This is a genomic window from Methylobacterium sp. Leaf108, assembly GCF_001423265.1.
In the GTDB taxonomy this organism is placed as follows: domain Bacteria; phylum Pseudomonadota; class Alphaproteobacteria; order Rhizobiales; family Beijerinckiaceae; genus Methylobacterium.
The window spans coordinates 254,261-280,373 of sequence record NZ_LMND01000012.1 but is presented as its reverse complement, the minus strand read 5'-3'; the positions used below and the strand labels follow the sequence as shown (position 1 = coordinate 280,373).

23 protein-coding genes are annotated in these 26,113 nt (G+C 72.1%); 12 read left to right on the top strand and 11 right to left on the bottom strand.

Features of this window, described 5'->3' with window-relative positions; genetic code table 11:
• Positions 1 to 128: 128 nt before the first annotated feature.
• Both ASF39_RS09515 and mutS read left to right on the top strand, forming a co-directional pair.
• The gene (locus tag ASF39_RS09515) at positions 129 to 416 is read left to right on the top strand and encodes a hypothetical protein (RefSeq protein ID WP_055886631.1); all 288 of its coding nucleotides are present in this window, start codon (positions 129 to 131) and stop codon (positions 414 to 416) included.
• Positions 417 to 674: 258 nt separating this feature from the next.
• Entirely contained in the window at positions 675 to 3,329 is a 2,655-nt protein-coding gene (mutS, locus tag ASF39_RS09510; RefSeq protein ID WP_244472356.1) for a DNA mismatch repair protein MutS, read from the top strand.
• A 45-nt stretch (positions 3,330 to 3,374) separates the two neighbouring features.
• Here the strand turns inward: mutS and ASF39_RS09505 are convergent, their stop codons facing one another.
• On the bottom strand, positions 3,375 to 4,193 hold the full coding sequence (locus ASF39_RS09505) for a universal stress protein (RefSeq protein ID WP_056283118.1): 819 nt from the start codon (positions 4,191 to 4,193) through the stop codon (positions 3,375 to 3,377).
• Positions 4,194 to 4,455: 262 nt separating this feature from the next.
• On the opposite strand from ASF39_RS09505, the gene ASF39_RS09500 reads away from it, so the two are divergent.
• On the top strand, positions 4,456 to 5,061 hold the full coding sequence (locus tag ASF39_RS09500) for an SAM-dependent methyltransferase (RefSeq protein ID WP_056283115.1): 606 nt from the start codon (positions 4,456 to 4,458) through the stop codon (positions 5,059 to 5,061).
• 5 nt (positions 5,062 to 5,066) lie between these two features.
• On the opposite strand, the gene ASF39_RS09495 is transcribed toward ASF39_RS09500, so the two are convergent.
• Positions 5,067 to 5,495, bottom strand: coding sequence for a response regulator (locus tag ASF39_RS09495; protein ID WP_056283112.1), 429 nt, complete (start codon positions 5,493 to 5,495; stop codon positions 5,067 to 5,069).
• A 42-nt stretch (positions 5,496 to 5,537) separates the two neighbouring features.
• Entirely contained in the window at positions 5,538 to 6,644 is a 1,107-nt protein-coding gene (locus ASF39_RS09490) for a PAS domain-containing protein (RefSeq protein WP_056283110.1), read from the bottom strand.
• Positions 6,645 to 7,012: 368 nt separating this feature from the next.
• On the opposite strand from ASF39_RS09490, the gene ASF39_RS09485 reads away from it, so the two are divergent.
• Together ASF39_RS09485 and ASF39_RS09480 are read left to right on the top strand one after the other, a co-directional pair.
• Positions 7,013 to 8,455 (top strand): MFS transporter, encoded by a 1,443-nt coding sequence (locus ASF39_RS09485; protein WP_056283107.1) that lies wholly within the window; start codon positions 7,013 to 7,015, stop codon positions 8,453 to 8,455.
• Positions 8,456 to 8,515: 60 nt separating this feature from the next.
• On the top strand, positions 8,516 to 9,448 hold the full coding sequence (locus ASF39_RS09480) for an EcsC family protein (RefSeq protein WP_056283531.1): 933 nt from the start codon (positions 8,516 to 8,518) through the stop codon (positions 9,446 to 9,448).
• 3 nt (positions 9,449 to 9,451) lie between these two features.
• On the opposite strand, the gene ASF39_RS09475 is transcribed toward ASF39_RS09480, so the two are convergent.
• A complete protein-coding gene (locus ASF39_RS09475; RefSeq protein WP_056283104.1) occupies positions 9,452 to 10,831 on the bottom strand; it encodes a leucyl aminopeptidase family protein in 1,380 nt (459 codons plus the stop codon).
• 115 nt (positions 10,832 to 10,946) lie between these two features.
• Here ASF39_RS09475 and ASF39_RS09470 point away from each other — a divergent pair, with 115 nt between their 5' ends.
• From ASF39_RS09470 to ASF39_RS09455, 4 genes are all read left to right on the top strand, one after another.
• Positions 10,947 to 11,804 carry a tetratricopeptide repeat protein gene (locus ASF39_RS09470; RefSeq protein ID WP_056283101.1) on the top strand — a complete coding sequence of 286 codons (858 nt, stop codon included), beginning with the start codon at positions 10,947 to 10,949 and terminating at the stop codon, positions 11,802 to 11,804.
• Between the two features lie 90 nt (positions 11,805 to 11,894).
• A complete protein-coding gene (locus tag ASF39_RS09465; RefSeq protein ID WP_056283097.1) occupies positions 11,895 to 13,724 on the top strand; it encodes a PQQ-binding-like beta-propeller repeat protein in 1,830 nt (609 codons plus the stop codon).
• Positions 13,725 to 13,744: 20 nt separating this feature from the next.
• Positions 13,745 to 14,158 carry an acyl-CoA thioesterase gene (locus tag ASF39_RS09460; RefSeq protein WP_056283093.1) on the top strand — a complete coding sequence of 138 codons (414 nt, stop codon included), beginning with the start codon at positions 13,745 to 13,747 and terminating at the stop codon, positions 14,156 to 14,158.
• Between the two features lie 173 nt (positions 14,159 to 14,331).
• The gene (locus ASF39_RS09455) at positions 14,332 to 14,853 is read left to right on the top strand and encodes a DUF1993 domain-containing protein (protein ID WP_056283090.1); all 522 of its coding nucleotides are present in this window, start codon (positions 14,332 to 14,334) and stop codon (positions 14,851 to 14,853) included.
• A 367-nt stretch (positions 14,854 to 15,220) separates the two neighbouring features.
• Here ASF39_RS09455 and ASF39_RS09450 read toward each other — a convergent pair whose 3' ends face one another.
• Positions 15,221 to 15,877, bottom strand: coding sequence for a class I SAM-dependent methyltransferase (locus ASF39_RS09450; RefSeq protein WP_056283088.1), 657 nt, complete (start codon positions 15,875 to 15,877; stop codon positions 15,221 to 15,223).
• Between the two features lie 227 nt (positions 15,878 to 16,104).
• Between ASF39_RS09450 and ASF39_RS09445 the strand changes: the two genes are divergently transcribed.
• The gene (locus ASF39_RS09445) at positions 16,105 to 17,268 is read left to right on the top strand and encodes an endo-1,4-beta-xylanase (protein WP_056283085.1); all 1,164 of its coding nucleotides are present in this window, start codon (positions 16,105 to 16,107) and stop codon (positions 17,266 to 17,268) included.
• A gap of 5 nt (positions 17,269 to 17,273) precedes the next feature.
• Here ASF39_RS09445 and ASF39_RS09440 read toward each other — a convergent pair whose 3' ends face one another.
• Both ASF39_RS09440 and ASF39_RS09435 read right to left on the bottom strand, forming a co-directional pair.
• Entirely contained in the window at positions 17,274 to 18,179 is a 906-nt protein-coding gene (locus ASF39_RS09440; RefSeq protein WP_056283083.1) for an alpha/beta hydrolase, read from the bottom strand.
• Between the two features lie 88 nt (positions 18,180 to 18,267).
• Positions 18,268 to 19,485 (bottom strand): glycosyltransferase, encoded by a 1,218-nt coding sequence (locus ASF39_RS09435; RefSeq protein WP_056283080.1) that lies wholly within the window; start codon positions 19,483 to 19,485, stop codon positions 18,268 to 18,270.
• Between the two features lie 123 nt (positions 19,486 to 19,608).
• Here ASF39_RS09435 and ASF39_RS09430 point away from each other — a divergent pair, with 123 nt between their 5' ends.
• Together ASF39_RS09430 and ASF39_RS09425 are read left to right on the top strand one after the other, a co-directional pair.
• Positions 19,609 to 20,883: a glycosyltransferase family 4 protein gene (locus tag ASF39_RS09430; protein ID WP_056283075.1), complete on the top strand. Its 1,275-nt coding sequence runs from the start codon at positions 19,609 to 19,611 to the stop codon at positions 20,881 to 20,883.
• Between the two features lie 55 nt (positions 20,884 to 20,938).
• Complete coding sequence (locus ASF39_RS09425; protein ID WP_055886581.1) at positions 20,939 to 21,145, top strand: hypothetical protein; 207 nt, start codon at positions 20,939 to 20,941, stop codon at positions 21,143 to 21,145.
• Between the two features lie 60 nt (positions 21,146 to 21,205).
• Here ASF39_RS09425 and chlG read toward each other — a convergent pair whose 3' ends face one another.
• From chlG to fghA, 4 genes are all read right to left on the bottom strand, one after another.
• Positions 21,206 to 22,225 (bottom strand): chlorophyll synthase ChlG, encoded by a 1,020-nt coding sequence (gene chlG, locus ASF39_RS09420; protein ID WP_082494461.1) that lies wholly within the window; start codon positions 22,223 to 22,225, stop codon positions 21,206 to 21,208.
• A 13-nt stretch (positions 22,226 to 22,238) separates the two neighbouring features.
• Positions 22,239 to 23,813 carry an alpha/beta hydrolase gene (locus ASF39_RS09415; RefSeq protein WP_244472332.1) on the bottom strand — a complete coding sequence of 525 codons (1,575 nt, stop codon included), beginning with the start codon at positions 23,811 to 23,813 and terminating at the stop codon, positions 22,239 to 22,241.
• Positions 23,810 to 25,075: a Coenzyme F420 hydrogenase/dehydrogenase, beta subunit C-terminal domain gene (locus ASF39_RS09410; protein ID WP_056283067.1), complete on the bottom strand. Its 1,266-nt coding sequence runs from the start codon at positions 25,073 to 25,075 to the stop codon at positions 23,810 to 23,812. Before ASF39_RS09410 ends, ASF39_RS09415 begins: the two co-directional genes overlap by 4 nt.
• Before the next feature lie 189 nt (positions 25,076 to 25,264).
• A complete protein-coding gene (gene fghA, locus ASF39_RS09405) occupies positions 25,265 to 26,098 on the bottom strand; it encodes an S-formylglutathione hydrolase (protein ID WP_056283064.1) in 834 nt (277 codons plus the stop codon).
• Between the last annotated feature and the right edge of the window lie 15 nt (positions 26,099 to 26,113).

The window sequence follows — 26,113 nt, the reverse complement described above, 5'->3', positions numbered from 1 at the left end:
TCCGAATGGCCTCAAGGCTTTGTATACACCGTTTTCATGCGTGCGATGTCGGATTTCCGGGAACAGGTCGCGCACAAGCGACTTATCAGGCCGGCGCGGTATCGCGCGGACCGACCGGATTGGACGACATGAACAAGCTGACCCTCACCCTCGCCGCGAGCCTGATGCTCGGCGGTCTCGGCCTCACCACCGCCTCCGCCGCTCCCGCCGTGCCGGCGGCCGCGACCCTCGCCGAGGGCCTGGCCACCACCGATGTCGCCTACCGCGGCAGCTACGGCGCCCGCCATCGCCACGGCTACCGCAACAAGATGCGCCGCCGGCAGCCGCGCATGATGAGCGACCCGAATTCCCGCAACCCGTCGCAGCCCGGCTACCAGCAGCAGAAGGGCAACACCTCGGGCGGCCCGCGCTACTGAGGTCAGGCGGAAGGCCGGCGCACCGCCGGCCCCGATCCGACCGGAGATATGGGGTCGATCCGTCGAGGGCCGATGCGGCGACGCATCGGCCCTCGTCGCGTCTCCAGGGCCTCCACAGGCCAATGCCGGCGCCGCGCTGAAACGTGACCCGGGGTCTGATACCGTCGCGCCATGTCCGAGCGTGCCGCCCGATCCCAGTCGAAGATCCCGCCTGTGCCGGACGGGCCCGCCCCCTTCGACAGGGCCGGCGCCACGCCGATGATGGCCCAGTACATCGAGATCAAGGCCGCCAACACCGATTGCCTCCTGTTCTACCGGATGGGGGACTTCTACGAACTGTTCTTCGAGGACGCCGAGATCGCCTCGCGGGCTTTGGGCATCGTGCTGACCAAGCGCGGCAAGCACGGCGGCGCCGACATCCCGATGTGCGGCGTGCCGGTGGAGCGGGCCGACGATTACCTCAGCCGCCTGATCGCGCTCGGCCACCGCGTCGCCGTCTGCGCCCAGACCGAGGACCCGGCCGAGGCCAAGAAGCGCGGCCCGAAATCGGTGGTGAACCGCGCCGTGGTGCGCCTCGTCACCCCCGGCACCATCACCGAGGAGCGGCTGCTCGATCCGGGCCGGGCCAGCATCCTGCTCGGCCTCGGGCGCCGCAAGAACCCGGACGGCGGCTTCGCCTACGGGCTCGCCGCCATCGATATCTCGACCGGGCGGTTCTCGCTCAGCGAGGTCGACGGCAGCGAACTCGCCGCGGCCATCGCCCGGCACGAGCCGCGCGAGATCGTCCTCTCGGAGGCGATCCACGCCGATCCCGGCCTCGCCCGGCTGTGGCGCGAGATCGCCGCCGCGGTGACGCCGCTGCCCCAGGCCGAACTCGAACCGGCCTCGGCCGAGCGGCGCATCCGCGAGCAGTTCGGCGTCTCCACCCTCGACGGGTTCGGTACGTTCGGCCGGGCCGAGATCGCCGCGGCCGGCGCGGTGCTCCTCTACATCGCCCGTACGCAGATCGGCGCCCGCCCGGCCCTGTCGCCGCCGACCCGCGAGGCCAGCGGCGCCACGCTCTCCATCGATGCGGCCACCCGCGCCAACCTCGAACTCACCCGCACCCTCTCGGGCGAGCGGGCCGGGAGCCTGCTCGCGGCCATCGACCGGACCGTGTCGGCCGGCGGCGCGCGGCTGCTGGCCGAGCATCTGGCCGGTCCGCTCACCGATCTGGCCGCCATCGGCCGTCGCCACGCGGCGGTCGCGGTCTTCGTGGACGACGGGGTGTCGCGTGGGGCCTGCCGCGAGATCCTGGCCCGCGCCCCCGATCTCGCCCGCGCCCTCTCACGGATCGGGCTGGGGCGCGGCGGCCCGCGCGACCTCGCCGCCCTTCGGGACGGCCTCGACGCGGCCGGGGCTCTGGCCGACCGGCTCTCCGGCCTCGGCGCGCTGCCGGACGTCCTCGCCGGGATCGCCGAGACCCTGGCGCGGGTCGACCCCGACCTCGTCGACACCCTGCGCGCGGCCTTGGCCGACGAGCTGCCGCTCAACCGCCGCGACGGCGGCTTCGTGCGCACCGGCTACGACGCCGAGATCGACGAGACCCGTCTCCTCGGCCAGGATTCCCGCAAGGTCGTGGCTGCCCTCCAGGCCCGCTACGCCGAGGAGACCGGCTGCCGCACCCTGCGCATCAAGCACAACCACCAGCTCGGCTACTACATCGAGGTGCCCCAGGCGGTGGGCGAGACCTGCCTCAAGGGTCCGATGCGCGAGACCTTCGTGCATCGCCAGACCATGATCGACGCGATGCGGTTCACGAGCGTCGAGCTCGGCGCCCTCGAATCGAAGATCTCGGGCGCCTCGGAGCGGGTGCTGGCCCTGGAGGGCGCGATCTTCGACGCGCTGGCCGCACGCGTGATGGGGCAGGCCACCACCATCGCCGCCTGCGCCGAGGCGCTCGCGGGCCTCGACGTCACCGCCTCCCACGCCGAACTGGCGGTGGAGCTCGACTGGACCCGGCCGTTCGTCGACGACGGCTTCGCCTTCGTCGTGCAGGGCGGGCGCCACCCGGTGGTGGAGGCGGCCCTGCGCCGGGCCGGCGAGCCCTTCATCGCCAACGATTGCGACCTCTCCGGCGAGGGCCGGGGGCGCATCCGCCTCATCACCGGCCCCAACATGGGCGGCAAGTCGACCTTCCTGCGCCAGAACGCCCTCATCGCCGTGCTGGCGCAGATGGGCGCCTTCGTGCCGGCGGCCCGGGTCCACCTCGGGGTGGTCGACCGCCTGTTCTCGAGGGTCGGCGCCGCCGACGACCTGGCGCGCGGGCAATCGACCTTCATGGTCGAGATGGTGGAGACCGCCGCGATCCTGAACCAGGCGACCCGGCGCTCCCTCGTCGTCCTCGACGAGATCGGGCGCGGCACCGCCACCTTCGACGGGCTCTCCATCGCCTGGGCCTGCCTCGAACACCTGCACGAGCAGAACGGCTGCCGGGCCCTGTTCGCCACCCATTTCCACGAACTGACGGCGCTCGGCCAGCGCCTCACCCGCCTCGACAACGCCACCCTGAAGGTGACCGAGCACAAGGGTGCCGTGGTGTTCCTGCACGAGGTCGTGCCCGGCGTGGCCGGTCGCTCCTACGGCCTGCAGGTGGCGCGCCTGGCCGGCCTGCCGGCCGGCGTGGTGGCGCGTGCCGGCGCCATCCTCAAGAACCTGGAGACGGCCGAGCGCGACCGCCCGAACCGCCCGCGCATCGACGACCTGCCGCTGTTCGCCAGCCTCGCCCCGCCGCCGCCGCTGCCGGAACCCGCACCGGCCGACCCGCTGGGCGATCTCCTCGACACCATCGATCCCGACGCCCTGACCCCGCGCGAGGCCCTGGAGGCGCTCTATCGCCTCAAGGCGCAACGCCAGGGGGGCGGGCCCGGGTGAGGATGCCGCCACCGGCCGCGCGGGCCATGCCAGGCGGCCTTGCGTTCAATGGCTCATCAGGCAGCAGATCGGGATGCGCTCCAGCAGGGTGCGGGTGACGCTGCCGAAGATCACCTCCCGCATCCGGGTATGGCCGTAGGCCCCGGCGACGATCAGGTCGGCACCTTCCCGTTGCGCGATCGCGATGACCTCGGCGGCGACGCCGAGCTTCGGAGGCGGCCGCAGGACGGTGGTGGCGGTGACGCCGTGCCGGGACAGATAGGCCCTGGTCTCGCCGGCGCCCGTCCAGTCGTCCTCGTCGCCGAGGGCGACGATCAGCACTTCCTCGGCCATCCGCATGAACGGGAGCCCGTCCGATACGGCGCGGCGCGCTTCGCGGGTGTCCTTCCAGGCGACGACGATCCTGCGTGCGGCGAGGGTCTCGACGGACGGCGGGGCGATGAGCACCGGCCGGCCGAGGCGAAGCACCAGCTCGCCGGGCTCGATGGACGAGCACCAGTCCCCGGCGCTTTCCTCCCGGTACGGGTTGACCACGACGAGGTCGGCCGACCGGGCCTGCCGGACCAGGAACGCCATGGGATCGGTCTTGGCCGCGCGCCATTCGACATCGTCGGAACCGGCCGTGGCCTCGCGGAACCGAGCCTCGACCTGCGACAGCTCCTCGGACGCGCGGGTGCTGGCCTGGTCCACGAACTGGCTGCTGATGTAGGCGCCCCGGCCGTACAGGTGCTGCGGCAGGGCCTGCCGGGCCGCGAGCCCGATCAACCGGGCCTCGAAGCGTCGGGCCAGGGTGCTGGCGAGCCGCAGGCGCACGGCCGCGGACGCCCCGAGGTCCAACGGAACCATCACGCTCGCGAACGCCATGACCGACCCCTCGCGGCCTCCCAGGTCCGGCAGGCGCGCCGGAGGATGGGGCCGTGGTTCAGCCTACTGCGGACGCGCCCTCCCGGCGAGGCCCTACGCAAGCAATCTCAGATCACCGTGCAGCCCCGAGGTCCGGCCCGGACCGGCCCGTGCGCGTCCCGGCCCCGATCCGCTCCCGACGCGACGCTTGACCGCGCCCGCACGACCATGCTGCGCTCGTCGGCGCACCGCGGAACAGCCAGCGGCACGGACCGACCCACCCATGACCCGACACGCCGATACCGTCCCGCCGGACTATTTCACCAACCTCTACTCCACCAATCCCGACCCGTGGAATTTCGAGACCAGCGCCTACGAGACCGCGAAGTACGACGCGACCCTCGCCGCCCTGTCGCGGCCGACCTACGACGCGGCCGTCGAGATCGGATGCTCCATCGGCGTTCTGACCCGGCGGCTGGCCCCGCGCTGTCGCGACCTCCTCTCCCTCGACGTGGCCGCCCCCGCCATCGCCGCCGCCGCGGCGCGCTGCGCCGACCAGCCCCACGTGCGGTTCGCGCAGATGGTGGTGCCTGGGCAATGGCCCGAGGGGCGCTTCGACCTCGTGATGCTGTCCGAGGTGCTCTATTTCTTCAGCGACGACGACATGGCCGCTCTGATGGCGCACCTTCGTATCGCCCTCGTCCCCGAGGGTGAGGTGGTGCTCGTGAACTTCCTCGGGGAGACCCATTATCCCAAGACCGGGGACGGGGCGGCCGAGGCCGTCATCGCCCTCGGGCACGACTGGCTCGACCTCGTCCGCCAGGAGCGCACCGAACGCTATCGCCTCGACGTCCTGCGCCGCCGTCCCGTGACCGCGCCGGTCGCCTGAGGGCGTCACCCTGAGCGAGCGGGGCCCGCGAGGCGGAATCCCTCGACCCGGCCGCCGCCGGGTTCGGCGCCCGCGCGCAGGGCGGCGACGTAATCGAGCGCGGCCATGACCGTCCGTTCGGAATAGGGCTTGGCGATCACCCCGATGGCCCCGGCGAAATCCTCGGGGATGCGCTTGTCGTTGGCGGTCATGAAGATGAGGGTGATGCGCGGGTCCGCACTCAACGCCTCCGACACGCGGACCCCGGTCGGACCGTCCATGAGGTGGATGTCGACGAAGGCCACGTCGGGCACGCCGGCGAGGCCCAGGGCGATCGCCTCGGCGGAACCGACCGCCGTGCCGATCACCTCGTGCCCGAGATCCTGGAGGAGGCTGCCGAGTTCGAGGGCGATCAGCGCCTCGTCCTCGACCACCAGGATGCGTAGCGGGCTCAAGCGCGGCCGCCGGTGCGGACGAGGTCGGGTCCTGCCGCGGGATCAGGCACCCTTGAGCCTGACGCCGTCGAGGGGGACGGCGATGGCTACGCAGGTGCCCGGGTTGGTCTCGGTCCAGGCGATGGTGCCACGCAGCTGCCGCACCACCATCTCGGCCAGCGACCGCCCGAACCCGGCAGGGTTCGGCGTCCCGGCCCCGATCCCGATGCCGTCGTCCTCGATCCGCACGTTGAGGATGTTGCCCTCTCGGCGCGCCACGATGGAGACGCGGCCCTCGCGGTCGCCCGGGAAGGCATGCCGGATCGCGTTGCTGGCGATCTCGTGCATCAGGAGCGCCAGCGGGGCGGCCATGGCGGCGGAGACCGAGACCTCGTCGAACTCCGCGCTCACGGTTGTGCGCTTGCGGTCCACCGTCGCGGTGAGGTCGCCGAGGAAGTCGTCGGCGAAGTCCTTGATGTTGAACTGCGTCGCGTCGCCCGCGGAATACAGCATCCGGTGCGCGGTGGAGAGGGCGCCCACCCGCTCGGCCATGGCCTCCAGGGCGTCGCGGGCCTCGCCGAGCGGGGTCCGCCTGGCCTTCAGCAGCATCAGCGATGAGATGACCTGGAGGTTGTTCTTGACGCGGTGGTCGACCTCGTGGAGCAGCGCGGTCTTCTGCTCCAGCGCCGCCTCGAGGGCCGAGGTGCGTTCGCGGACCTGCCGTTCGAGTTCGGCATTGGCGTCCGCCATGGCCGCCTCGAGGCGATGCTTCTCCGTCATGTCGGCCTGGGCGGCGAAGTAATAGGCCACCGCCCCCTCCTCGTTCCGGACCGGCGCGATGGTCATGCCGTTCCAGAAGGCCGAGCCGTCCTTGCGGTAGTTCAGGATCTCGACGTCGATGGGAGAGCCCGCCGCCACCGCCTCCGTGATGCGGCTCACGGTGCCCGCGTCGGTGTCCTCGCCCTGGAGCATGCGGCAGTTGCGCCCCTCGATCTCCTCGCGGGCATAGCCGGTAAGGGCGAGGAAGGCGTCGTTCACCCAGATGATCGGGTTGTCGGGCAGGCGCGGATCCGTCACCACCATCGGTGTCCGGCTGGCGCTGAAGGCCGAGACGAATGTCCCGGCGCCGACCTTGAGGACCTGATCGTTCGAGTCGTTGTCGTTGGCCATCCCGTTCCGACCCGAAACCCTGCTCCGAGCAATGGCGCCGTCGACGGACCGTGCCCGATCTGATGTTTCACGACCTTTCCCGACGCGCAAGTCAGCATCGGCGCGGGCGAGACCTTCCCTGCGTCCCTGATCAATTGACATTGCGGTGCGCCGATCTCCACAGTCGAACAACTCTAGCGATGGATGGCCTTGGGCCGGGGCCATGCTGGCAGGGTTTTGCGGTCATCGCATGTCCTGGCGTGCGAACCGGTCGCCGGGACGGCGCCGGCGGAATCCGCCGTGTCGGTTTTCTCTTGGCGTCGGTCTGGGCTAGCGAGAGCCACGATCATCCGCCATCAAGGGTCGTCGCGACCCGGGAGTTCCACACGATGGCCAACAGCGTTGTGCACGAGGCTTCCAAATCCTCGCCGCCGCGGCCGTTCCGCCTGCGCGACATCGTCGAGGATCCGCGCATCCTGCTGATGCTGGCCCTCGGGTTCTCGTCCGGCCTGCCGCTGCTCCTGGTGCTCGGCACCTTCTCGACCCGGCTCGCCTTCTCCGACGTCGACATCAAGGCCATCGGCCTCTTCAGCTACCTCGCGCTGCCCTATACCCTGAAGTTCCTGTGGGCCCCGATCATCGACCAGTTCGACGTGCCGGTGCTCACCCGCCGGTTCGGCCGCCGCCGGGCCTGGATGATCGCCACCCAGATCGCGGTCGCCCTCTCCCTGACGCTGATGGCCTTCGCCAACCCGGCCACCAGCCTCGCGCTGCTGGGGCTCGGCGCCTTCCTCGTGGCCTTCTGCGCCGCCACCCAGGACGTGGTCATCGACGGCTGGCGCATCGATGCGGCCGGCACCGACCTCCAGGGGGTGATGGCCGCCACCTCGAACCTCGGCTACCGCCTCGCGCTGATGTCGGCGGGTGCCGGCGCGCTGTTCATGGCGAGCTACGCCGGCTGGACCGCCGCCTACCTGACCATGGCCGCCCTGATGGGGGTCGGCATCCTCGCCGCCCTGTTCGCGCCCGCCTTCGACGCCAGGCACGCCACCGCACTGGCCGCTGCATCCCGCCCCGCCGCGGACGGCCGCAAGACAGCATGGTCGTTCCGCACCGCCGTGTTCGAGCCGTTGAAGGAGCTGCACACCCGCCTGGGAGTCGGCCTCTGGGCGATCCTGGTGCTCGTGGCCTTCTACCGGATGCCGGACTTCATCTCCGGCGTGATGGCGAGCCCGCTCTACCGGCAGGTCGGCTTCAGCCTCGTGGAGATCGGCACCGTATCGAAGCTCTACGGCATCTGGATCGGCATCGCCGGGGCCTTCGCCGGCGGCTGGGCGATGACGCGGTTCGGCCTGTTCCCGACGCTCGTGGTGGGCGCCTTCCTGGGCGCCGCCTCCAACCTGTCGTTCTCCTGGCTGTCCTACGGCGGGCCGGAGGTCTGGCGGCTCACCACGGCGATCTCTGTCGACAACTTCTGCGGCTCCTTCGCCGGCATGGCGCTGATCGCCTACATGTCGAGCCTCACCGCGCCCGGCTTCGCGGCGAGCCAATACGCCCTGTTCTCCTCGCTCTACGCGCTGCCGGGCAAGCTGGTGGCGGGCACCTCCGGCTTCATCGCCTCGGCCTACGGCTACCCGGTGTTCTTCGCCTTCACGGCCGCCGTGGGCATCCCGGTGGTGATCCTCTGCCTGTTCGTCGGCCGGGCCGGCGAGCGCGCCGCCGTGGCGGTGCCGGAGCCCGATGCGGCGGTGGGGCTCGACGGCGACGGTCTGGCCCCGGCCGGGTTGCCCGCGGGGAACCATCCGCCGGGGCACGGGCTTGCGTCCCGGTAACGGCCTTTCATCCCAGGCCCGGCCTCACCATGCCGGTCCATGATCCGCTACGCGCATGAGATGGCAGACGTGAGCATCGCTCTGATCACCGACGACAGCGTCACCCTTCCCGCCGCCCCCGCCGGCGCCCCCGGCCTCAGTGCGGACGATCGCGAGGCCCTGCGCCAGGCTGTGCTCGCCCTCGAGAAGCCGGGTCTGGCCGCCCGCCTCTCGGCTGCGGTGGGCGCGCCCCTCGACATGATCGGGCGCGCCTTGCCGGCCCCGGTCACCGATGTGGTGGCGAGGTCTACGGACGCCGCCATGCGCACAGCCCTGCGGATCGCCCTGGCGTCGCTGCCAGCAGCCAAGCCCGCCACCGGGCGCGACCTGATCGACGCCCTCGACACGCCCGCGCCCAAGCGGTTCGCCAACCTGTTCGGATCGAGCGAGACCAAGCACAAGGTCTTCGCCGGTCTGTCGGGCGCGGTGGGCGGTGCCTTCGGCCTCGCGACCCTGGCCGTCGAACTGCCGCTCTCCACCACGCTGATGCTGCGCTCCATCGCCGAGATCGCCCGCAGCGAGGGCGAGGATCTCGCCAAGCCCGAGAATGCGCTGGCCTGCATGCAGGTGTTCGCGCTCGGTGGGCGCGCGGGCGCCGAGACCTCCCTCAGCGACAGCGGCTACTTCGCCGTGCGCGCCGCCCTGGCCAAGACCATGGCAGAGGCGGCCCGCTACGCCGGCAACAAGGCCCTCCTCGACGAGGCGGCCCCGGCCCTGATCCGGTTCTCGGCGCAGATCGCCTCGCGCTTCGGCCTCGTGGTCTCGCAGAAGGTGGCGGCCCAGGCCGTGCCGATCGTCGGCGCGGTCGGCGGGGCGGCGGTCAACGTCGCCTTCATGGACCATTTCCAGGCCACCGCCCGGGCCCATTTCACCGTCCGGCGGCTGGAGCGCGTCTACGGCCAGCCGGCGGTGCGGGCCGCCTACGAGTTGGAGCGGGCGGCGCTCGGCGCCTGAGGCTCACGCGCCGTAGCGGTCCTTCAGGAGGCGGTACACCAGCCGCGCGCCCTGGACCTCGCCGCCCTCCGGCCGGCCCGGCCTGGTGGTCGGGTTCCAGCCGTAGAGGTCGAGGTGCACGTGGCGGCGGGTCTTGGGCGCGAAACGGCGCAGGAACAGCGCCGCCGTGATCGCTCCGGCGAAGGGACCGCCCGAGACGTTGTTGATGTCGGCCACCTTCGAGTCGAGGAGCTTGGCGTAGGGCTTGTGCAGTGGCATCCGCCAGACCGGGTCGATCGCGCGGGCGCCCGCTTGCATCACGGCGCCGGCCAGATCCTCGTCCTCGGTGAAGAAAGCCGGCAGGTCCGGCCCCAGCGCCACCCGGGCCGCCCCCGTCAGGGTCGCGAAATCGACGATCAGGTCGGGTTCCTCTGCGTCGGCGAGGCAGAGCGCGTCGGCCAGGATCAGGCGACCCTCGGCGTCGGTGTTGCCGATCTCGACCGACAGGCCGGCCCGGCTCGCGAGCACGTCGCCGGGCCGGAAGGCGTTGCCGGCGACGGCGTTCTCCACCGCCGGGATGAGCAGGCGCAGGCGCAGCCTCAGGCCCGCCCCCATCACCATGTCGGCGGCGGCGAGCGCCGCGGCGGCCCCGCCCATGTCCTTCTTCATGAGTAGCATGCCGCTCGACGGCTTGATGTCGAGGCCGCCGGTGTCGAAGGCGACGCCCTTGCCCACCAGCGTCACGCGGGGCGCATCCGCCGGCCCCCAGGTCAGGTCGATGAGGCGCGGCGCCCGCGGCGAGGCGGCGCCGACCGCATGGACCAGGGGGAAGTCGCGGGCGAGATCCTCGCCCAGCGTGACCGCGACCGCGGCGCCGTGCCGTTCGGCCAGGAGCCGGGCCGCGGCCTCGATCTCGGCGGGGCCGAGATCGTTGGCGGGCGTATTGACGAGGTCGCGGCCCATGGCGACGGCGACGGCGATCCGCACGATCTCGGCGGCGTCGACGCCCTCGGGCGCCACGAGGCCGGGGCTCGGGCTCGCCGTCCTGTAGCGGGCGAAGCGATAGCCGCCGAGCAGCCAGGCGAGGGCGGCCTCGGCCGCGTCGAAGCCGTCGCGCGTCTCGAACCGATAGGTGCCGGGCGGCAGCAGGCCCGGCAGCTTGCCGGCGACGAGGCGGTCCTCTCCGGTTTCCCCGAGCCCGTAGAGGACGCGGGCGAGGGTGCCGTCCTCGCCGGGCAGGAGGACGATCCGCCCGGCCTTGGGCGTGAAGTCCACGGCCGTGCAATAGGCGCCCTGCGCCCGGCTCAAGGCGTCGCGCGCCGCCGGCCACTCCTCGAGCGTCAGGCAGGCGATCGGGGTCGCCGCGGTTCCGGGCGGCAGCAGTTCGGGCGGGCGAGAAGGCATGGGCCGGCGGGGCTTGGGGGATGGGCGGGGTTAACCCGGGATTAGGGTTAACGCTCTATCACCGGCTGGCCGGCGGCGTGAAGCGCGAGACCGGCCAGTCAGTTCGGAGTGCGTCATGGCCACGCCTAGGTCCGGGTTCCATCGCCGTCCGGGCGTCCTGCTGCGGGCTCCCCTGGCCGGCGCGATCCTCGTCGGCGCGGTGCTCGGCGGCTGCCAATCGCGCTCGCCCGAGACCACCGGATCGATCGGCTCGCCCGGCCTCGGCTTCGGGCGTCAGCGCGAGACGGTGAGCCGCCGCGACGTGGAAGCGCTGGGCGAGCGATATGCCGCCAGCCCCTCCGACGTCGGCCTCGCCCTGCGCTACGCGCAAGGGCTGCGGGCCACCGACCAGAAGCCCCAGGCCGCCGCCGTCCTGCAGCAGACGGCCCTGCGCAACCCCAAGAATTCCGCGGTCCTGGCCGCCTACGGCAAGGCCCTCTCCGACGTCGGCCGCTTCACCGAGGCCGCCGACGTCCTCCAGAACGCCCACACCCCGGCCCGGCCGGACTGGCGCGTGCTCTCGGCGCAGGGCGCGGTGGCCGACCAGCTCGGTGATCACGCCCGCGCCCAGGCGTTCTACGAGGCGGCCTTGAAGATCCAGCCCGAAGAGCCGTCGGTCATGTCCAACCTCGGCCTGTCCTACGCGCTCGCCCGCCAACTCGACCCGGCCGAGGCGATCCTGCGCCGGGCGGCGGCCCTGCCGCAGGCCGATTCCCGCGTGCGCCAGAACCTCGCCCTGGTGCTCGGCCTGCGCGGCAACTTCGCCGAGGCCGAGGAACTCTCACGCCGCGACCTGCCGCCGGACGTCGCCGCTGCCAACACGGTCGCCCTGCGCGCTCTTGTCGCCCGGACCAAGGCACCGAAATCGGCGGCCGCCCCGCGCAGCACCGCCGGCGCGGCCGAGGGGGCCAATCCCGCCAGCCCACGCGGCTGAGTTCCACCGCGGCCCCGCCCCTGGAATCGGCGGCGGGGAGACGGCATAAGCCTTTACCGCCGGAGACGGTTCGGAAAGGCAGATCCAGGCATGACCGCATCGACCGGCGACACCTCACTTCCGGCCAGCGACCACGAGCGTGCCGGCCTCGCGCGGTGTGGCAAGGTCCTTCGCCATGTCATCCTCGGCGCCGCCGTCGTCCTCGGCACCGTCCCGGCTCGGGCCGACGACTGGCCGATGTTCGGGCGCGACCACACCAACCGGCACTATTCCCCGCTGACCGCGATCGACCGCACCAACGTGGCGCGCCTGCGGCCGGCCTGGATCTTCCAGACCGGCATCACCGGCTACTTCCAGGCCGAGCCGGTGGTGGTCGACGGGGTGCTCTACGTCTCCACCACCCAGAACCATGTCGCCGCCCTGGAGGCCGGCACCGGCCGGGTGCTGTGGACCTACACCCACAAGGCGCGGACCGAGAAGATCTTCGGGCCGCCCTCGAACCGCGGCGTCGCCGTCTCCGGCGGCAAGGTGTTCGAGGCGACCATGGACGGACGCCTCATCGCCCTCGACGCCGGGACCGGCAAGGTGGTGTGGGACCATGAGGCGGTGCGGCCGGAGGAGGGCGAGTCCGAGACCGCCTCGGATCTCGCCGCCACGCTCGGCGCCAAGGGCGTGCAGGGTTCGAGCCGGCTCGGCTTCAAGATGCCGCCGCTGGTGGCCGAGGGCCTCGTCATCGTCGGGGTCGCGGGCGCCGGCTACGGGCTCCATGTGGAATCCGACAAGGGCGGCGTCGGCGAGGGCGCGGTGGTGGGCATCGAGGGCGGCTACGGCCGCCGCGGCTGGCTCGCCGCCTACGATGCCGCCACCGGCGCGGAACGCTGGCGCTGGTACGTCACCAAGGCCGACGGCTGGGAGGGCGGGTTCGTCGACAAGACCCTCGACGGGCTGCCCTTGAAGCGCGACCTGCCGGCCGAGCGGGCGGCCGCCCTGCGGTACCCCGACGCCTGGAAGGTCGGCGGCGGCTCCCTGTGGATGACGCCCGCCTTCGATCCGGGCCTCGGGCTGATCTACGTCGGCACCGGCAATCCGGCCCCGCAGAACTTCGGGATCTCGCGGCCGGGCGACAACCTCTATTCGGTGAGCCTCGTCGCCCTCGACGTGCGCACCGGGGCCTTGCGCTGGTACCACCAGCACGTGCCCCACGACGAATGGGGCTACGATGTCGCCAGCCCGCCCTTCCTCCTCGACTACCCGACCCCGCAGGGGCCGGTGAAGGCGGTGGCCCAGGCGAGCAAGACCGGCTGGATCTACGTCAACGACCGCGAGAGCGGCGCGCTTCTGGGCCGCTCGGCCTCCCTCGTGGAGCAGAAGAACCTGTTCGCGCCGCCCACGGAAGCCGGCGTGGTGGTGAGCCCCGGCCCGCTCGGCGCGATCTCCTGGCACCCGGTCGCCTACGATCCGGCCCTGGGCGCGGCCTTCGCCCAGGTCCGCCAGAGCGCCACCACCTACGTCGTCAAGACGGTGCCCGCCGCCGCCGGGCGCCCGGCGATCCGCTACACCGAGACGGCGGAGGCGCCGGGCGAACCCGCCTTCTCGGCGCTGACCAAGGTCGACCTCGCCGCCGGGGGCGCCCTCGCCTGGTCGGTCAAGGCGAAGACCCGCCTGTCGGGCGGCACGCTGGCCACCGCGGGCGGCCTCGTGTTCTCCGGCGAGGAGGACGGCCACATCAACGCCCACGACGCCACCACCGGCGCCGTGCTCTGGCGCTTCCAGTGCGGCGCCGGCATCAGCGGCCCGCCGATCACCTTCTCGCTGGGCGCTACGCAATACGTCGCGGTGGCGGCGGGCGGGGCCTCCTACACCAAGGGCTCGGGCTTCGGCACGGGCGATGCGTTGGTGGTGTTCGCGCTGCCCGATTGACCCGGCGAGGAGAGACGAGGATGGACGCGGCCCAGGCTCAAGTTCAAGCCCAGCCCACCGACCGGGGCCCGCCGGTGGTCCGCACCATCGCGATGCCCTCCGACACCAACCCGTCCGGGGACATCTTCGGCGGCTGGCTGATGGGCCAGATGGATCTGGCCGCCGGCAACGTCGCCGCCCGCCGCTCGCGGGGGCGCTGCGCCACCATCTCCGTCGACGCGATGACCTTCCACTCCCCGGTCTTCGTGGGCGACGAGGTCAGCCTCTACGCCTGGATCGTCGCGGTGGGTCGCACCTCGATCCGCATTCAGGTGGAGGTCTGGCGCCGCGAGCGCACCGGCGAGGCGACGATCAAGGTGACGGAAGGGCGGTTCACCTTCGTGGCCATCGACGCTGAGCGGCGGCCGCGGGTGGTGCCGCCGGAGGTCGTGTAGGGGATGAGCGCGGGTGAGGGGGCGGTGAGGGTCTGCTTGCGACCCACGCTCGCCGCCCGGGCCATCCCGGTCACGTCTCCGACGCGGCCGTTCGGCGACGTCGCTGGACGCATCCTTTCGCGGTGTGCGCCTTCTCACCGCGTCTTCGATCGCATGTGCTCTAGCCAGCCCTGATGAGCATCAGTATCCACGACGTCAGCGTCCCGATCTTCGTCAACGCGCTTGGCAACATGAGCGCGTGGCTCGACAAGGCGGCATCGGAGAAGCCGGAAGCCGAGTTGCTGATCCGGCGGCTGGCTCCGGACATGAAGCCCTTGCCTGCCCAGTATCAAATGGCGTCCGACAGCGCGAAGAACGCGGTGGCACGGCTCGCTGGGATCGAAGCGCCCTCGATGCCCGACGTCGAGGCGACGTTCGCCGAACTGAAGGAGCGCTGTGCCAGGACGATGGCCTTCGTCGAAGGCGTCGATCCGGCCGCGTTGGCCTCAGGCGCGCAGCGCGAGGTGGAACTGACGTTCCCGAACGGCATGGGATACCGCTTCACCGGGCAGGCCTATCTCACCGGCTTCGCGCTTCCGAACTTCTTCTTCCACGTGACCACAGCCTACGGGATCCTCCGCAGCGCCGGAGTGAGCCTCGCCAAGCCGGATTTTCTTCGGCATCTCGGGCCTCCGAACATCCTCGGCGCGAAGTAGTCGTTCAGGCTTCCCAGTCTCGCGACCGATCTGCGGAATCGGCTTGGGGCGCGCATGGCGCCCTCAGCTCCGCAGTCTCCAGGAGGTCGATTGAGCCTTGCCGACGTCGGCGCGTTCCCTCCCACGTCCTGCGCCGAACCGAAGCCCCCATGTCGAGCCTGTCCGAGGGAAAGGCTCGCTTGACCGACCGTGCCGAAGCGCCGCTCCGCCGCCTGCCTGTCTCCCAACCGAGGCGGCTCGTGAACGTGCTGGACCTCGATGTGCGTTCCGATGCTCCGGCACGCGGATGCGGACCGGCAGAAATCCACCCGCGTCGGACCTCGGTCCGAACGCCTCGATCATGCTCGGACCACCGGCGACACGGCCCTCACCGGATCGCCACGAACGACTTCACCAGCCCGCAAAACCGCTCCCGCTCGATGCGCGCGTCGGGAAACAGCGCCGTCATCTCGCGCCCGTCGAGTAAACTCGAATCGGACAGGATACGGTCGGCCTCCTCGAAGGTCTCGGCACGGGGGAAGAAACCATGGGCGCTCGTCATCACCAGGCTGCGTTGCCAGGGGCGGGGGAGCCAGTGGATCAGAGGCGTGCGCAGGTGCGGTTCCACCGGGAACCAGTAGTTGGGCGTCTGGACGTAATAGCGGGGTGCGACGCGGCGGATCTCGGCGGCCATGCGGACCTTGTTGCCCCAGCTGCCCACATGCTCGATCACCGAGTTGGAATGCACCACGTCGAAGGCGAAGTCGGGGATGTCGGTCAGGGCGCAGCCGTCGCCCACGGTGGCGACGAAGCGGGAATCGGGCGTCTTCTCCGGGTAGAGATTGAGCAGGGTGAAATGCAGCGGCCGGTCCTTCCACAGCGATTCCAGCCCGAGCCAGTAGTCGGCCGCTCCCCCGAGGTCGAGGACGCGGCAGGTCGGCTGGCGCGCCAGGATCTCGTCGCAGACCGCCAGGAACGCGCTCACCCGCCTGCGGCGGAAACGGTTGGCGTAGACGGCCGTCTTCGTCGGCTTGACCCACCACATCGGACGATCCCGTCTCCCCCTGGCACATCCGGACGGGTCCTTTCGGAACCGCAGCCCGCCTGTGCCGACCGTTTTCGGCACGCCTGGCGCGGCCCCCGGCCGCTCGGTCCCGGCCGCCGCAAGGGAAGAGCCAGGACGGCCCGTCGTGCAACCGGTATCCGCCGGCATGGTCACTGGTTCGGCTCCTCCACCCCGGCGGCCGCGTGCTCTCCGGTGAGGGCTGCGCGATGATCTTTGCGCGCGAGCCCGATCGCGCCGCCGGCGGGGGGACCGATCGTCGGGCCGTCGTCGCCGGGGGGCTCGCGCTCGCCGCCGGGATGGGGGGGCAGGCGCGGGCCTGGGCGCGCGACGGCCTCCACGCCGCCGCGCGGGCCAAGGGGCTGGCCTACGGTTCGGCCGTCAACATCACGCCGTTGCGCCGCGACCCGGCCTACGGCCGGGCGATCGCGCGGGAGTGCGGGCTGGTGGTGGCCGAGAACGAGATGAAGATGGCCCACGCCTGGCCGCAGCCGGAGCGGCCGGCGTTTGCCGGCGGCGACGAGACCGCGGCCTTCGCGCGGGCCAACGGCCAGTCCCTGCGCGGCACGACCCTGGTCTGGCACGAGGCCCTGCCGGCCTGGGCGCGGGAGCGGATGACGGCGCCGCGCGAGGCGGAGGCACTGATGCGACGCTGGATCGGCCTCATCGCGGGGCGCTACCGCGGCCGCATCGAATCCTGGGACGTGGTCAACGAGATCTGCGGGCCGCAGGACGGGCGCGAGGGCGGCTTGCGCAACAGCCCCTGGCTCGACGCGCTGGGCCCCCGCTACGTCGACCTCGCCTTCGCGATCCTGCGCGAGGTCGATCCCCTCGCCGCAGGGGTCTGGAACGAGAACGACCTCGAACCCGCCGCCGACTGGGTCGAGCGCCGCCGCGCCATGGTGCTCAAGACCCTCGAGGGCCTACTGGCCCGCGGCGTGCCGGTCCGCCGCTTCGGCCTGCAGGGGCACCTCAACAGCACGCTGCCGTTCGACGAGCGCGCCTTCCGCCGGTTTCTGGCGGAGATCGCGGCGTTGGGGCTCTCCATCGAGATCACCGAGTTCGACGTCGACGACAGGGCCTATCCGGCCGACATCGCCGTGCGCGACCGCAAGGTCTCCGACTTCGCGCGGCGCTTCCTCGACGTGGCCCTCGACGAGCCCGCGCTCCTCGCCGTCACGACCTGGGACATCACAAACGCCAACACCTGGCTCGACGTGAACCCGCAGCGCCGCCGCCGGGACGGGCTGCCCCAGCGCGCGCTGCCCCTCGACGACGCCTACGGGCGCACGCCGCTCTGGCAGGCGATGCGGACGGCCTTCGTCGATGCGCCCGACCACCGCGCCGTGCGCGCCCGGCTGCGGGGGGGATAGGCGTCTTACCGGCGCGCCGCGGACACCGAGGGGCGCTCCTCGGCGTATTGCCGGAGGAAGGCGGTCATTTCCGACAGCGCCGGAGCCTTCGAGCGGAAGGCCACCGAGAGGGCCAGAAGCGTGTCGGCATGGTCGAGACCGGGATAGACCCGCTCCTGCACCGGCACGCGCACGGCGCGCAGCTTGGCGGCGAGGTTCTGCGTGTTGCGCGGGCGCACGATGGTGTCGGCCTCGCCCGTGGCGAGGAAGGCCGGCGGCGAATGCGGCCCGGCGAAGGTGATCGGCTGGGTCGCGGCCTTGTCGGGCGCCTCGCCGAAGACCTCGCGGGCGGTGCCCTCGTCCAGCGGCAGGAAATCGTAGGGGCCCGACAGGCCCGCCACCGCCCGGATCGCCTTGGGGTCGACGCCGGCCCGGCGCAGGTAGCGGGAATCGAGCCCGAGCATCGCCGCGTTGTAGGCCCCGGCCGAATGGCCCGCGAGCACGATGCGGTTCGGGTCGCCCCCCAGGGCCGCGATGTTGTCGCGCACCCAGGCGACGGCGGCGGCCCCGTCGTCGAGGAAGGCGGGGAAGCGCACCGCCGGGTACAGCCGGTAATCGGGCATCACCGTCACGAAGCCCTGCGCGGCGAGCGCCTGGCCGACGAAGGCATAATCCTCCTTGGCGCCGCTCTTCCACGAGCCGCCGTAGAAGAACACCAGCACCGGCGCCCGGTTGGCCGCGGCCACCGGCACGAACACGTCGAGTTTCGCGCGCGGATCGCTGCCGTAGACGGCATCCTTGAGGGCGAGGCGGCCGCCGCCGTCGCGGGGTCCCAGCGCGTCGAACAGGGCGAGCGGCGAGCAGGCCGACAGCCCGAGCGCCCCGAGGGCGAGGGCGAAGAGGCCGGCGACGACGGTGAGGATTCGGGTCATTCAGCTCTCGGAACGGGGCGACGCCGACCCTGATCCACGGCCGAAGGGGCGGATTCATGACCGAACGCCGGACAAGGGCGCACGCGCGTCAATCCGGCCGTCGGTTCGCCAGATCGTCGTAGAGGGCGATCAGTGCCGCGGCGTGGCGCGCGGCCGTCATCGGGCTCGCCCAGTAGTGGTCGTGGGCCGCCCGCCCGAGGTCGGCGACCCGCCGGTCGTCGTGCAGCTGCCCGAAGGCCGCCGCGAGGGCAGGGACCTCCGGGGCGGTGACGAAGCCGGTGAGCCCGTCGACGACCTTCTCGGCCGCCCCCGACCGGTTCGAGGCGACGACCGGGATGCCGGCGGCCAGGGCCTCGTAGACCGTGAGCGGCCCGGTCTCGTACCAGCGCGAGGGGGCGGCCAGGGCCCGGGCGCGCGAGCGCAGGATCGCGGCGACGGCCTCGGGCGCCTGCCAGCCGACGACCTCGACGCCGGGCCGCGCCCGCAGCTCCTCCTCCAGCGGCCCGGCGCCGATGAACAGGGCGGTGAGCCCGGCGACCCGGGCGGCCTCGGCCACGAGGTCGGCGCCCTTCTCCCGGGTGAGGCGCCCGACGTAGGCGACGGCGTCGCCGCGGTCCGGCTCGGCCGGCGGGCCGGGCATCGCCCGCACTGGATTGTCGATGCGGTGATGGCGCAGGTCGAGGCCGCCGACGAGGTCGCCCATCCGGTCCAGGCTCGCGTCGCAGACGTGCACGACGTCGAGCCGGCGGCGGCGCAGGGTGGCGCGAAGGGCGGCCGTGCGGCCGACCCGGACGAGCTTGTGCAGGCGCCCGCGACCGTCGCAGGGTGCGCTCAGGCAGGCCGGCGAGAGCGGCCGGAGGGTGCAGGGCTCGTTTCGGTCGAACCGGTAGTAGACCCCGTTGGGACAGGCGAGGAAGTAGTCGTGCAGGGTGACGAGCACCGGCACGCCGCGCTTCGCCAGTACCGGAAAAGCGCTCGGCGACAGGCTCCGTGTCCATTGGTGCAGGTGGATGACGTCGGGGGCGCGCGACAGGCCGTCGAGGGCCGCCGCGAGGCGCCGGGCCGATGCCCGGTCCCAGAGGCCGGCCATGGCCCCCGCCAACCGCGGCCGGTCCCAGATGTCGGCGTTCCCGAGGACGATCCGGGCGATGCCGGCGTGGTCGAGCAGCGGATCGGCCGGTCCCGCGATGGCCTGGACGTAGGTCACCGCGACGCCCGCCTCGGCCAGGGCCCTGGCCGATTCCACCGCGACCTTCTCGGCGCCCCCGCTCGCCACCGCGAATTCGGCCAGGACAACGACGTGCATGGGCGTGTCACCGGCTCGGGCGGCATCGTCGCCGACTGTCGACAATCTAACCTGGTTTACGGCCGATCAACGCACGGATGGTAAAGATCGGGTCCCCGCCGCCCCGATGAAGGTCGACCCGCCATGCACGTCGTCCTCGTCGCCGACCACGCCTTCATCAACGGCGGCCAGGCCAAGGTCGCCATCGACGAAGCCCTCGGCCTCGTCGGGCGCGGGCACCGGGTCACGCTGTTCGCCGCCGTCGGCCCGGCCGATCCGCGCCTCGCGGCCGCCGGCGTCCGGGTGGTCTGCCTCGACCAGGACGACATCGCCACCACCCGCAACCGCCTCGCCTTCGCGGTCCAGGCGATCTGGAACCGGACCGCGGCCCGGCGCCTCGCGCAGGAGCTGAGTGTCTGCGACCCGCACGACACCATCGTGCACGTGCATGCCTTCGCCAAGGCGTTGTCGCCCTCGATCGGGGTCAGCCTGCGGCGCTCGGGGCTGCCGCTCCTCTACACGATGCACGAGTTCTTCCTCGTCTGCCCGAACGGGGGGTTCTACGAGTTTCCCGCCCAACGCATCTGCCATCGCGTGCCGATGTCGCTCGATTGCGCCACCACGAACTGCGACGCGCGCAGCTATCCGCGCAAGGTCCTGCGCCTGGTGCGCCACGCCGGCCTCGACCACGTGGCGGGCCTGCGCGACGTGTTTCCCCACATCGTCACCATCAGCGCCCTGCAGGAGCGGGTGGTGACGCCCTACCTGCCCGCCGGCACCGCGTTCCACCGGGTCGACAACCCGATCGGCATCGCCCAGGCGCCCCTGCGCGAGGGGCCGCCCGGGGACTTCCTGTTCGTGGGCCGCATCTCCAGCGAGAAGGGTGCGCCGGTCTTCGCCGAGGCCGCGCGGCTCGCCGGCGTGCGCCCGGTCTTCATCGGCGACGGACCGCGCCGGGACGACCTCGTCGCGCGCTATCCCGAGGCGGTGATGCTCGGCTGGAAGGACCCCGAGGCGGTGGCGGCCGCCATGCGGCAGGCCCGCGCCCTGGTGTTCCCCAGCGTCTGGTACGAGGGTCAGCCGCTCACGGTCTACGAGGCGCTCGCCTGCGGCACGCCGGTGGTGGTGAGCGACGACTGCGCCGGCCGCGAGGCGATCGAGGACGGCGAAAACGGTTTCTGGTTCCGCACCGGCGACCCCGAGGCGCTGGCCGCGCACCTGCGCCGGCTCTGCGACGACGACCTCGCCACACGCATGGGACGGACCGCCTACGACCGCTACTGGGGCAGCCCGCTGACCCTCGACGCCCATCTCGACCGCCTGCAGGGCGTCTACGAGGTCGTCCGGCGCAGCGCGGCGGCGAGGCCCGACCGGCCCCGGCTGACCCGTCTGGCACCTCTGGGCTCCGCCGCGCGTTGACCGCATGAGAGCATCGCCGCTGCGGTGCACGACGCGAAACCTTGGGAGACAACCGATGGTCGACGACGCCAGGACGCCCGGCAAGGGCCAGCCGCCGGGTCCGCACGAGGACGACACCAAGCCCACGAGCGGCGCCAAGACCGCGCCGTCGGACAAGGGCCGCCCGGAGAACGACCAGGGCGCCCTCAACGAGCGCCTCGACGAGGCGCTGGAGGAGACGTTTCCCTCGAGCGATCCGGTCTCGGTGAAGATCACCAAGTAGGGCGGGGTCGGTCAGCGGGCGGGGAACCGCACGGCGGGACTCGGTCTGCGCGCCCGCCGGTCACACCACCATCCCGCGGACCGCGAACGCGCTGGCCAGCATCCCGAACACGAACAGCGGTACGCCGAAGCCGCTGTACCAGATCGCCCGGGCGGTCGGCGCCTTGAGGAACGTCTGCATCATCACGAGCTGGCCGGCCAGGAAGACCACGATCACCGCGGCCTCGACCTGCCGGTCCCAGGCGAGCAGGAAGCCGATCACCGCCACCTGCGGCACCGCCATCATCCAGCAGGCCACCGTCGCGGCCCGCTGCGGACCCAGCATCGCCGGCAGCGACCGGATGCCGGTCTGGAGGTCGCCCTTGATCGACTTGAAGTCGTTGAGGGTCATGATGCCGTGGGCCCCGGCGCTGTAGAGGGCGGCGAGGATCAGCGAGGGCGCCGGCGGCAGTCCGCCGCCGACCATCACCGCCGCTCCGGTGACCCAGGCGAGGCCTTCGTAGCAGAGGCCGCAGGCGGCGTTGCCCCACCAGCCGTTGCGCTTGAGCCGCAGGGGCGGCGCGCTGTAGGCCCAGGCCAGGGCCAGCCCGACGACGGCCGCCACGAACACCCATGGCCCCAGGGCGAGCGCCACCAGGAGCGAAAGCCCCGTCCAGGCGACGGCGATGCGCAGGCCCCAGGTGCCGGGGATGCGCCCCGAGGGGATCGGCCGGCTCGGCTCGTTGATGGCATCGACCTCGCGGTCGTACCAGTCGTTGACCGCCTGGCTCGTGGCGCAGACCAGCGGCCCGGCGAGCACGATGCCGACGACGGCCACGAGCCAGTTCCCGGCGAGCGGTACGCCCGAGGCGACCACGCCGCAGCCGAAGGCCCACATCGGCGGAAACCACGTCACCGGCTTGAGGAGTTCCAGCACCGCGGAGGGAGCGGGCGTGGTCCTGGCCGGCGTAGTGCTCGCCGGGGTCGTCGCGGCCGTGCCGTCGCGGCCCGGCTCGTGCGCGAAGCCCGGCGCCGCCGTCGTCGCCGAGCCTCGAGACTCCGTCGAGACCCGGGAATCGATCGAGATCTGGGATTCGCTCATGTCCGCCTCCGTCTCAGCGTGCCAACAGCGGGAAGGTGACGCCGATCGCCCAGGCGAAGGCGATGGCGTTGGCGAGGCCCGCCACCATGGGGTGGCCGGTGCGTCGGTAGCTCCAGCCGCTGATGGCGCCGTATACGAGGAAGAACAGCACGATCACCGGCACGATGATGACGAGGAAGAACAGGCGCCCGAAGTCGAGCCCGACGGCGAGCGCCAGCGACGCGAGGAAGACAAGCTTCGAGGCGGCGTAGGCCCCTCGTGCGGCCCCCCGCCCGCGCGTGAGCCATTCGTCGGCGAGGAAGAACGACAGGGTCCCCACCAGCATCGCCAGGATCAGGACCACCCGGTGCGGGGCGGGCACGAAAGCGGTCGCATAGGCGTCGATGCGCAGGACGAGGCCGACGAATCCGTAGAGCGTGACCGCGGCGGCTCCGGCGGCGAGCGCCGGGACGGAGATCGGCGCCTTCGTCCCCACCGGTGCGCCACGCCGCCCGATCCACCACAGGCAGGTGGCGGTGAGGAAGCCGTAGGCGGCGAAGTGGACGGCGAGGTAATCCGCCACGAGGACGGGCAGGACGTGGGTCGGCACCACCCGCAGGACGAGGGGCGTGACGATGGCGGGGATCGCCAGCGCCGGCCACAGGCGGCGCCAGCTCAAGCCTGCGCCCAAAGGCACCGGGCTCACGACGGGCAGGAGACGGGAGGCCGGCCAGGCCAGCGCGACGACCCCGGCGAGCAGGAGGACGATCCAGGGGCCGCGCCCGTCGAAGGGACGCGGTATAGGACCGGACCGCAAGAACGTCGCGTCGAGCCAAGCGGCGGCCTCCTCGAGTCCGGCCCGGGCATAGAGCACGCCGACATGCTCGACGCCGGGGGAGACGGCGAGCCGGCGCGCGGTGCCGGCCGCGATGTCGCCATAGGTGACGCCCTCGCGCGGCGCGTCCGGTGCCGAGCTCAGCCCGACCGCGCGCAGGCCTTCGGCCCGCAGGGTGCCCTCCCAGCCCCCGGCGACGATCAGCAGGTTGCGCGGGCTGTCGCGGGTGACGGCGGGGGAGAACATCGAGACCGCGACTGTGGCGGCGACCTCCGGCACGTCCTGCTTCGGCACGTCCTGGTCCGGGATGTTCTGGGCGACGCGCACGACGATGTCGGAGGCCATGGAATGGCCGAGGAGGGCCAGGCGTCCGTCGCCGCGGCCGCGCAGGCGGTCGATCACCCGCTTCGTCGCGTCCACGAGGCTTCGGGTCGCGCCGTCCTCGCTGGTGATGCTGCCGCTGAGGGGCGCGGGGTTCCGGCCGTGGCCGGGAAAGTCGAAGGTGACGGCGACGTAGCCGCTTTGCGCGAGCGTCGTCGCGAACGGCAGCATCAGCTGCTGCGAACCGGCGAACCCGTGCGCGATCACCACCACCGGCCCGGGCGGGGCGCCGGCCGCCCGGAACACGGTGGCCGGCGTGCCGTCCACCGACACCGCCTCGACGACGAGCCCTCGCGTGGCCGCCTGCAGGTGCCACAGGGCCGCCGCGATGGCGATGAGCGCGGCCACGGCCACGGCGGCCCGCCGGACCCGCTGCATCGGTGAGAGCGTCATGCCGGGTCGACGGGGATCGCGGCCCTGGGCGTCTCGTCCTCCGTCGGCGTCAGCCCGTAGGGGGCGACCAGGGCCCAGACGTGGGGCGGCACCATCGTGCGCAGGCGCCGCGGCCGGTTGCGGCGCAGGTGCAGCACCGTCTCGACGGCCTTCATCTCGACGCGGGTACGGGCGAATTCGAGCCCGCGCGGTCCGACCCGCGGCATCAGCCAGCCGACGATGGGGCGCACCCAGTCGGGCATGCGGCGGAGCGGCAGGCCGCCGGCCGCGCGCTCGACGTTGGCGAGGAACCCCTTCACCGCCCCCTTCCGCTTGCCGGCGCTGCCGGGGGCCGCGGTACGGACCTCGTCACCGAGCAGGGCAAGCAGTTCCTCGCCCCGCTCGTTGCGGACGATGAGCCATTGCTCGCCCTGCCCGGCCATGTAGCCCACCGTGATGTCGGACAGGACGTTGGTGTAGTCGACGCAGGTCCGGCAGGTGAGGGGAAAGAAGTCGGGCGGCAACTGCGAGATCGGCAACTGCAGGAACGGGATCGCCTTCACGCGGCCGTCGGAGAAGCGCAGCTCGACGTGGTAGTCCGCCCGGAACTCCAGGTAGACGATCGTGGCGGGATCCTCGGACAGGAGCGCCAGGAAGTCGTGGAACCGCTCGGTGGTGGTGTTGTCCGAACACGGCGTGCCGATCACGTAGAGGCGCTCGAACCCCAGTTCGGCTTCGAGGGCGCGCAGGGCATAGACCTGGCAGGGAATGCCGACGACGGCCAGGCGCCGGTAGCCGCGTTCGCGCGCCGGTTCGAGCAGGGCGAGGAGGGGCGCGTAGCCCATGCGCATGCCCCGGCAGGCCGCGAGATCCTCGGGGCGGGTGACGAGGACGGGGACCGGCCGCCAACGGTCGTCCGGGTCCGCGGCCATGGTCAGCACGGCATCCACCGCGCCGGTCTCGAGCAGGCGCTCGGCGAGCCGCGTGGTGATTCCGCTCCATTGCGCGCCCTCGCGCGGCGCGACGAGGTTGGCGCGCAGCATGCGCCGGAACGGCCCGAAGAAGCGTTCGTCGGTGCGGGCCTCGTCGCGCGCCCGGCCGTGCACCCGCGCCTCCAGCCCCGCATAGTCCGGCTTGATGAACTGGCAGGCCGTGCCGCAGCGCTTGGGGTCGGCCGTCCGGGAGATCCCGCAGTCGGTGCACAGATCGCGCGGCGCCGGCACCGGCCAGGCCGGAGGGGAGGGGGGCGATGCGAGGGATCGCTCGGTACGGGACGCGGCCATGACTCTACTCTGGGAGCGCGTCCACCTGTCCCGGTCGATCCCCGGGGCCGCCGGATGGGCGACGTGCTCGCACTTCGAACCGCATCAAAGCCGCTGATGGCGAATGTGTAAAGTTGTTTTGACACACGGCAAGCGGCGTCGGCCTCCGAAGGGTCGGACGGAGTCCGACCCTTCGGAGGCGGGGCGGGATCATCCCAGCCGCTTGGCGGCCCAGGCGATGTGGTCGGCCATGAAGGTCGAGATGAAGTAGTACGAGTGATCGTAGCCCTCGCGCATGTTGAGGGTCAGGGCGATCCCGGCCTTTTTGCAGGCCTCTTCGAGCAGCCAGGGGCGAAGGCCGTCGTCGAGGAAGCTGTCGGCCGTGCCCTGGTCCACCAGGAATTCCGGGAAGCGCTTGCCGTCCTCGATCAGCGCGGTGGCGTCGTGGGCGCGCCACGTGGCGGTGTCGGTCCCGAGGTACTTCTCGAAGGCGGGCTTCGACCATCCGGCCGTGGAGGGCTGGGCGATGGGGGCGAAGGCCGAGCACGACTTGAAGCGGTCGGGGTAGGTCAGCGCGATGGTGAGGGCCCCGTGGCCGCCCATCGAGTGGCCGAAGATGCCCTGGCGGGTCATGTCCGCCGGGAACTCCTTGGCGACGAGGGCGGGCAGCTCCTCGGTGACGTAGCTCCACATCTTGTAGTTCGCGGCGTAGGGCGCCTGCGTGGCGTCGAGGTAGAAGCCCGCGCCTGAGCCGAACTGCCAGTTGTCCGCCTCGTCCGGGATGCCGGGGCCGCGCGGGCTGGTGTCGGGCGCCACGATGATGACGCCGTGCTCGGCTGCCGCCTTGCGGTACTCGCCCTTGTCCATGACGTTGGCGTGGGTGCAGGTGAGGCCCGACAGGTACCATAGCACCGGCACCGGGCCGTTCTCGGCTTGCGGCGGCACGAACACCGCGAAGGTCATCGGGCAGCCGGTGGTCGCCGCATCGTGCTTGTAGACGCCCTGCGTGCCGCCATGGGCGCGGGCCTTCGAGATGGTTTCCATGTGTGCTCTCCTGCT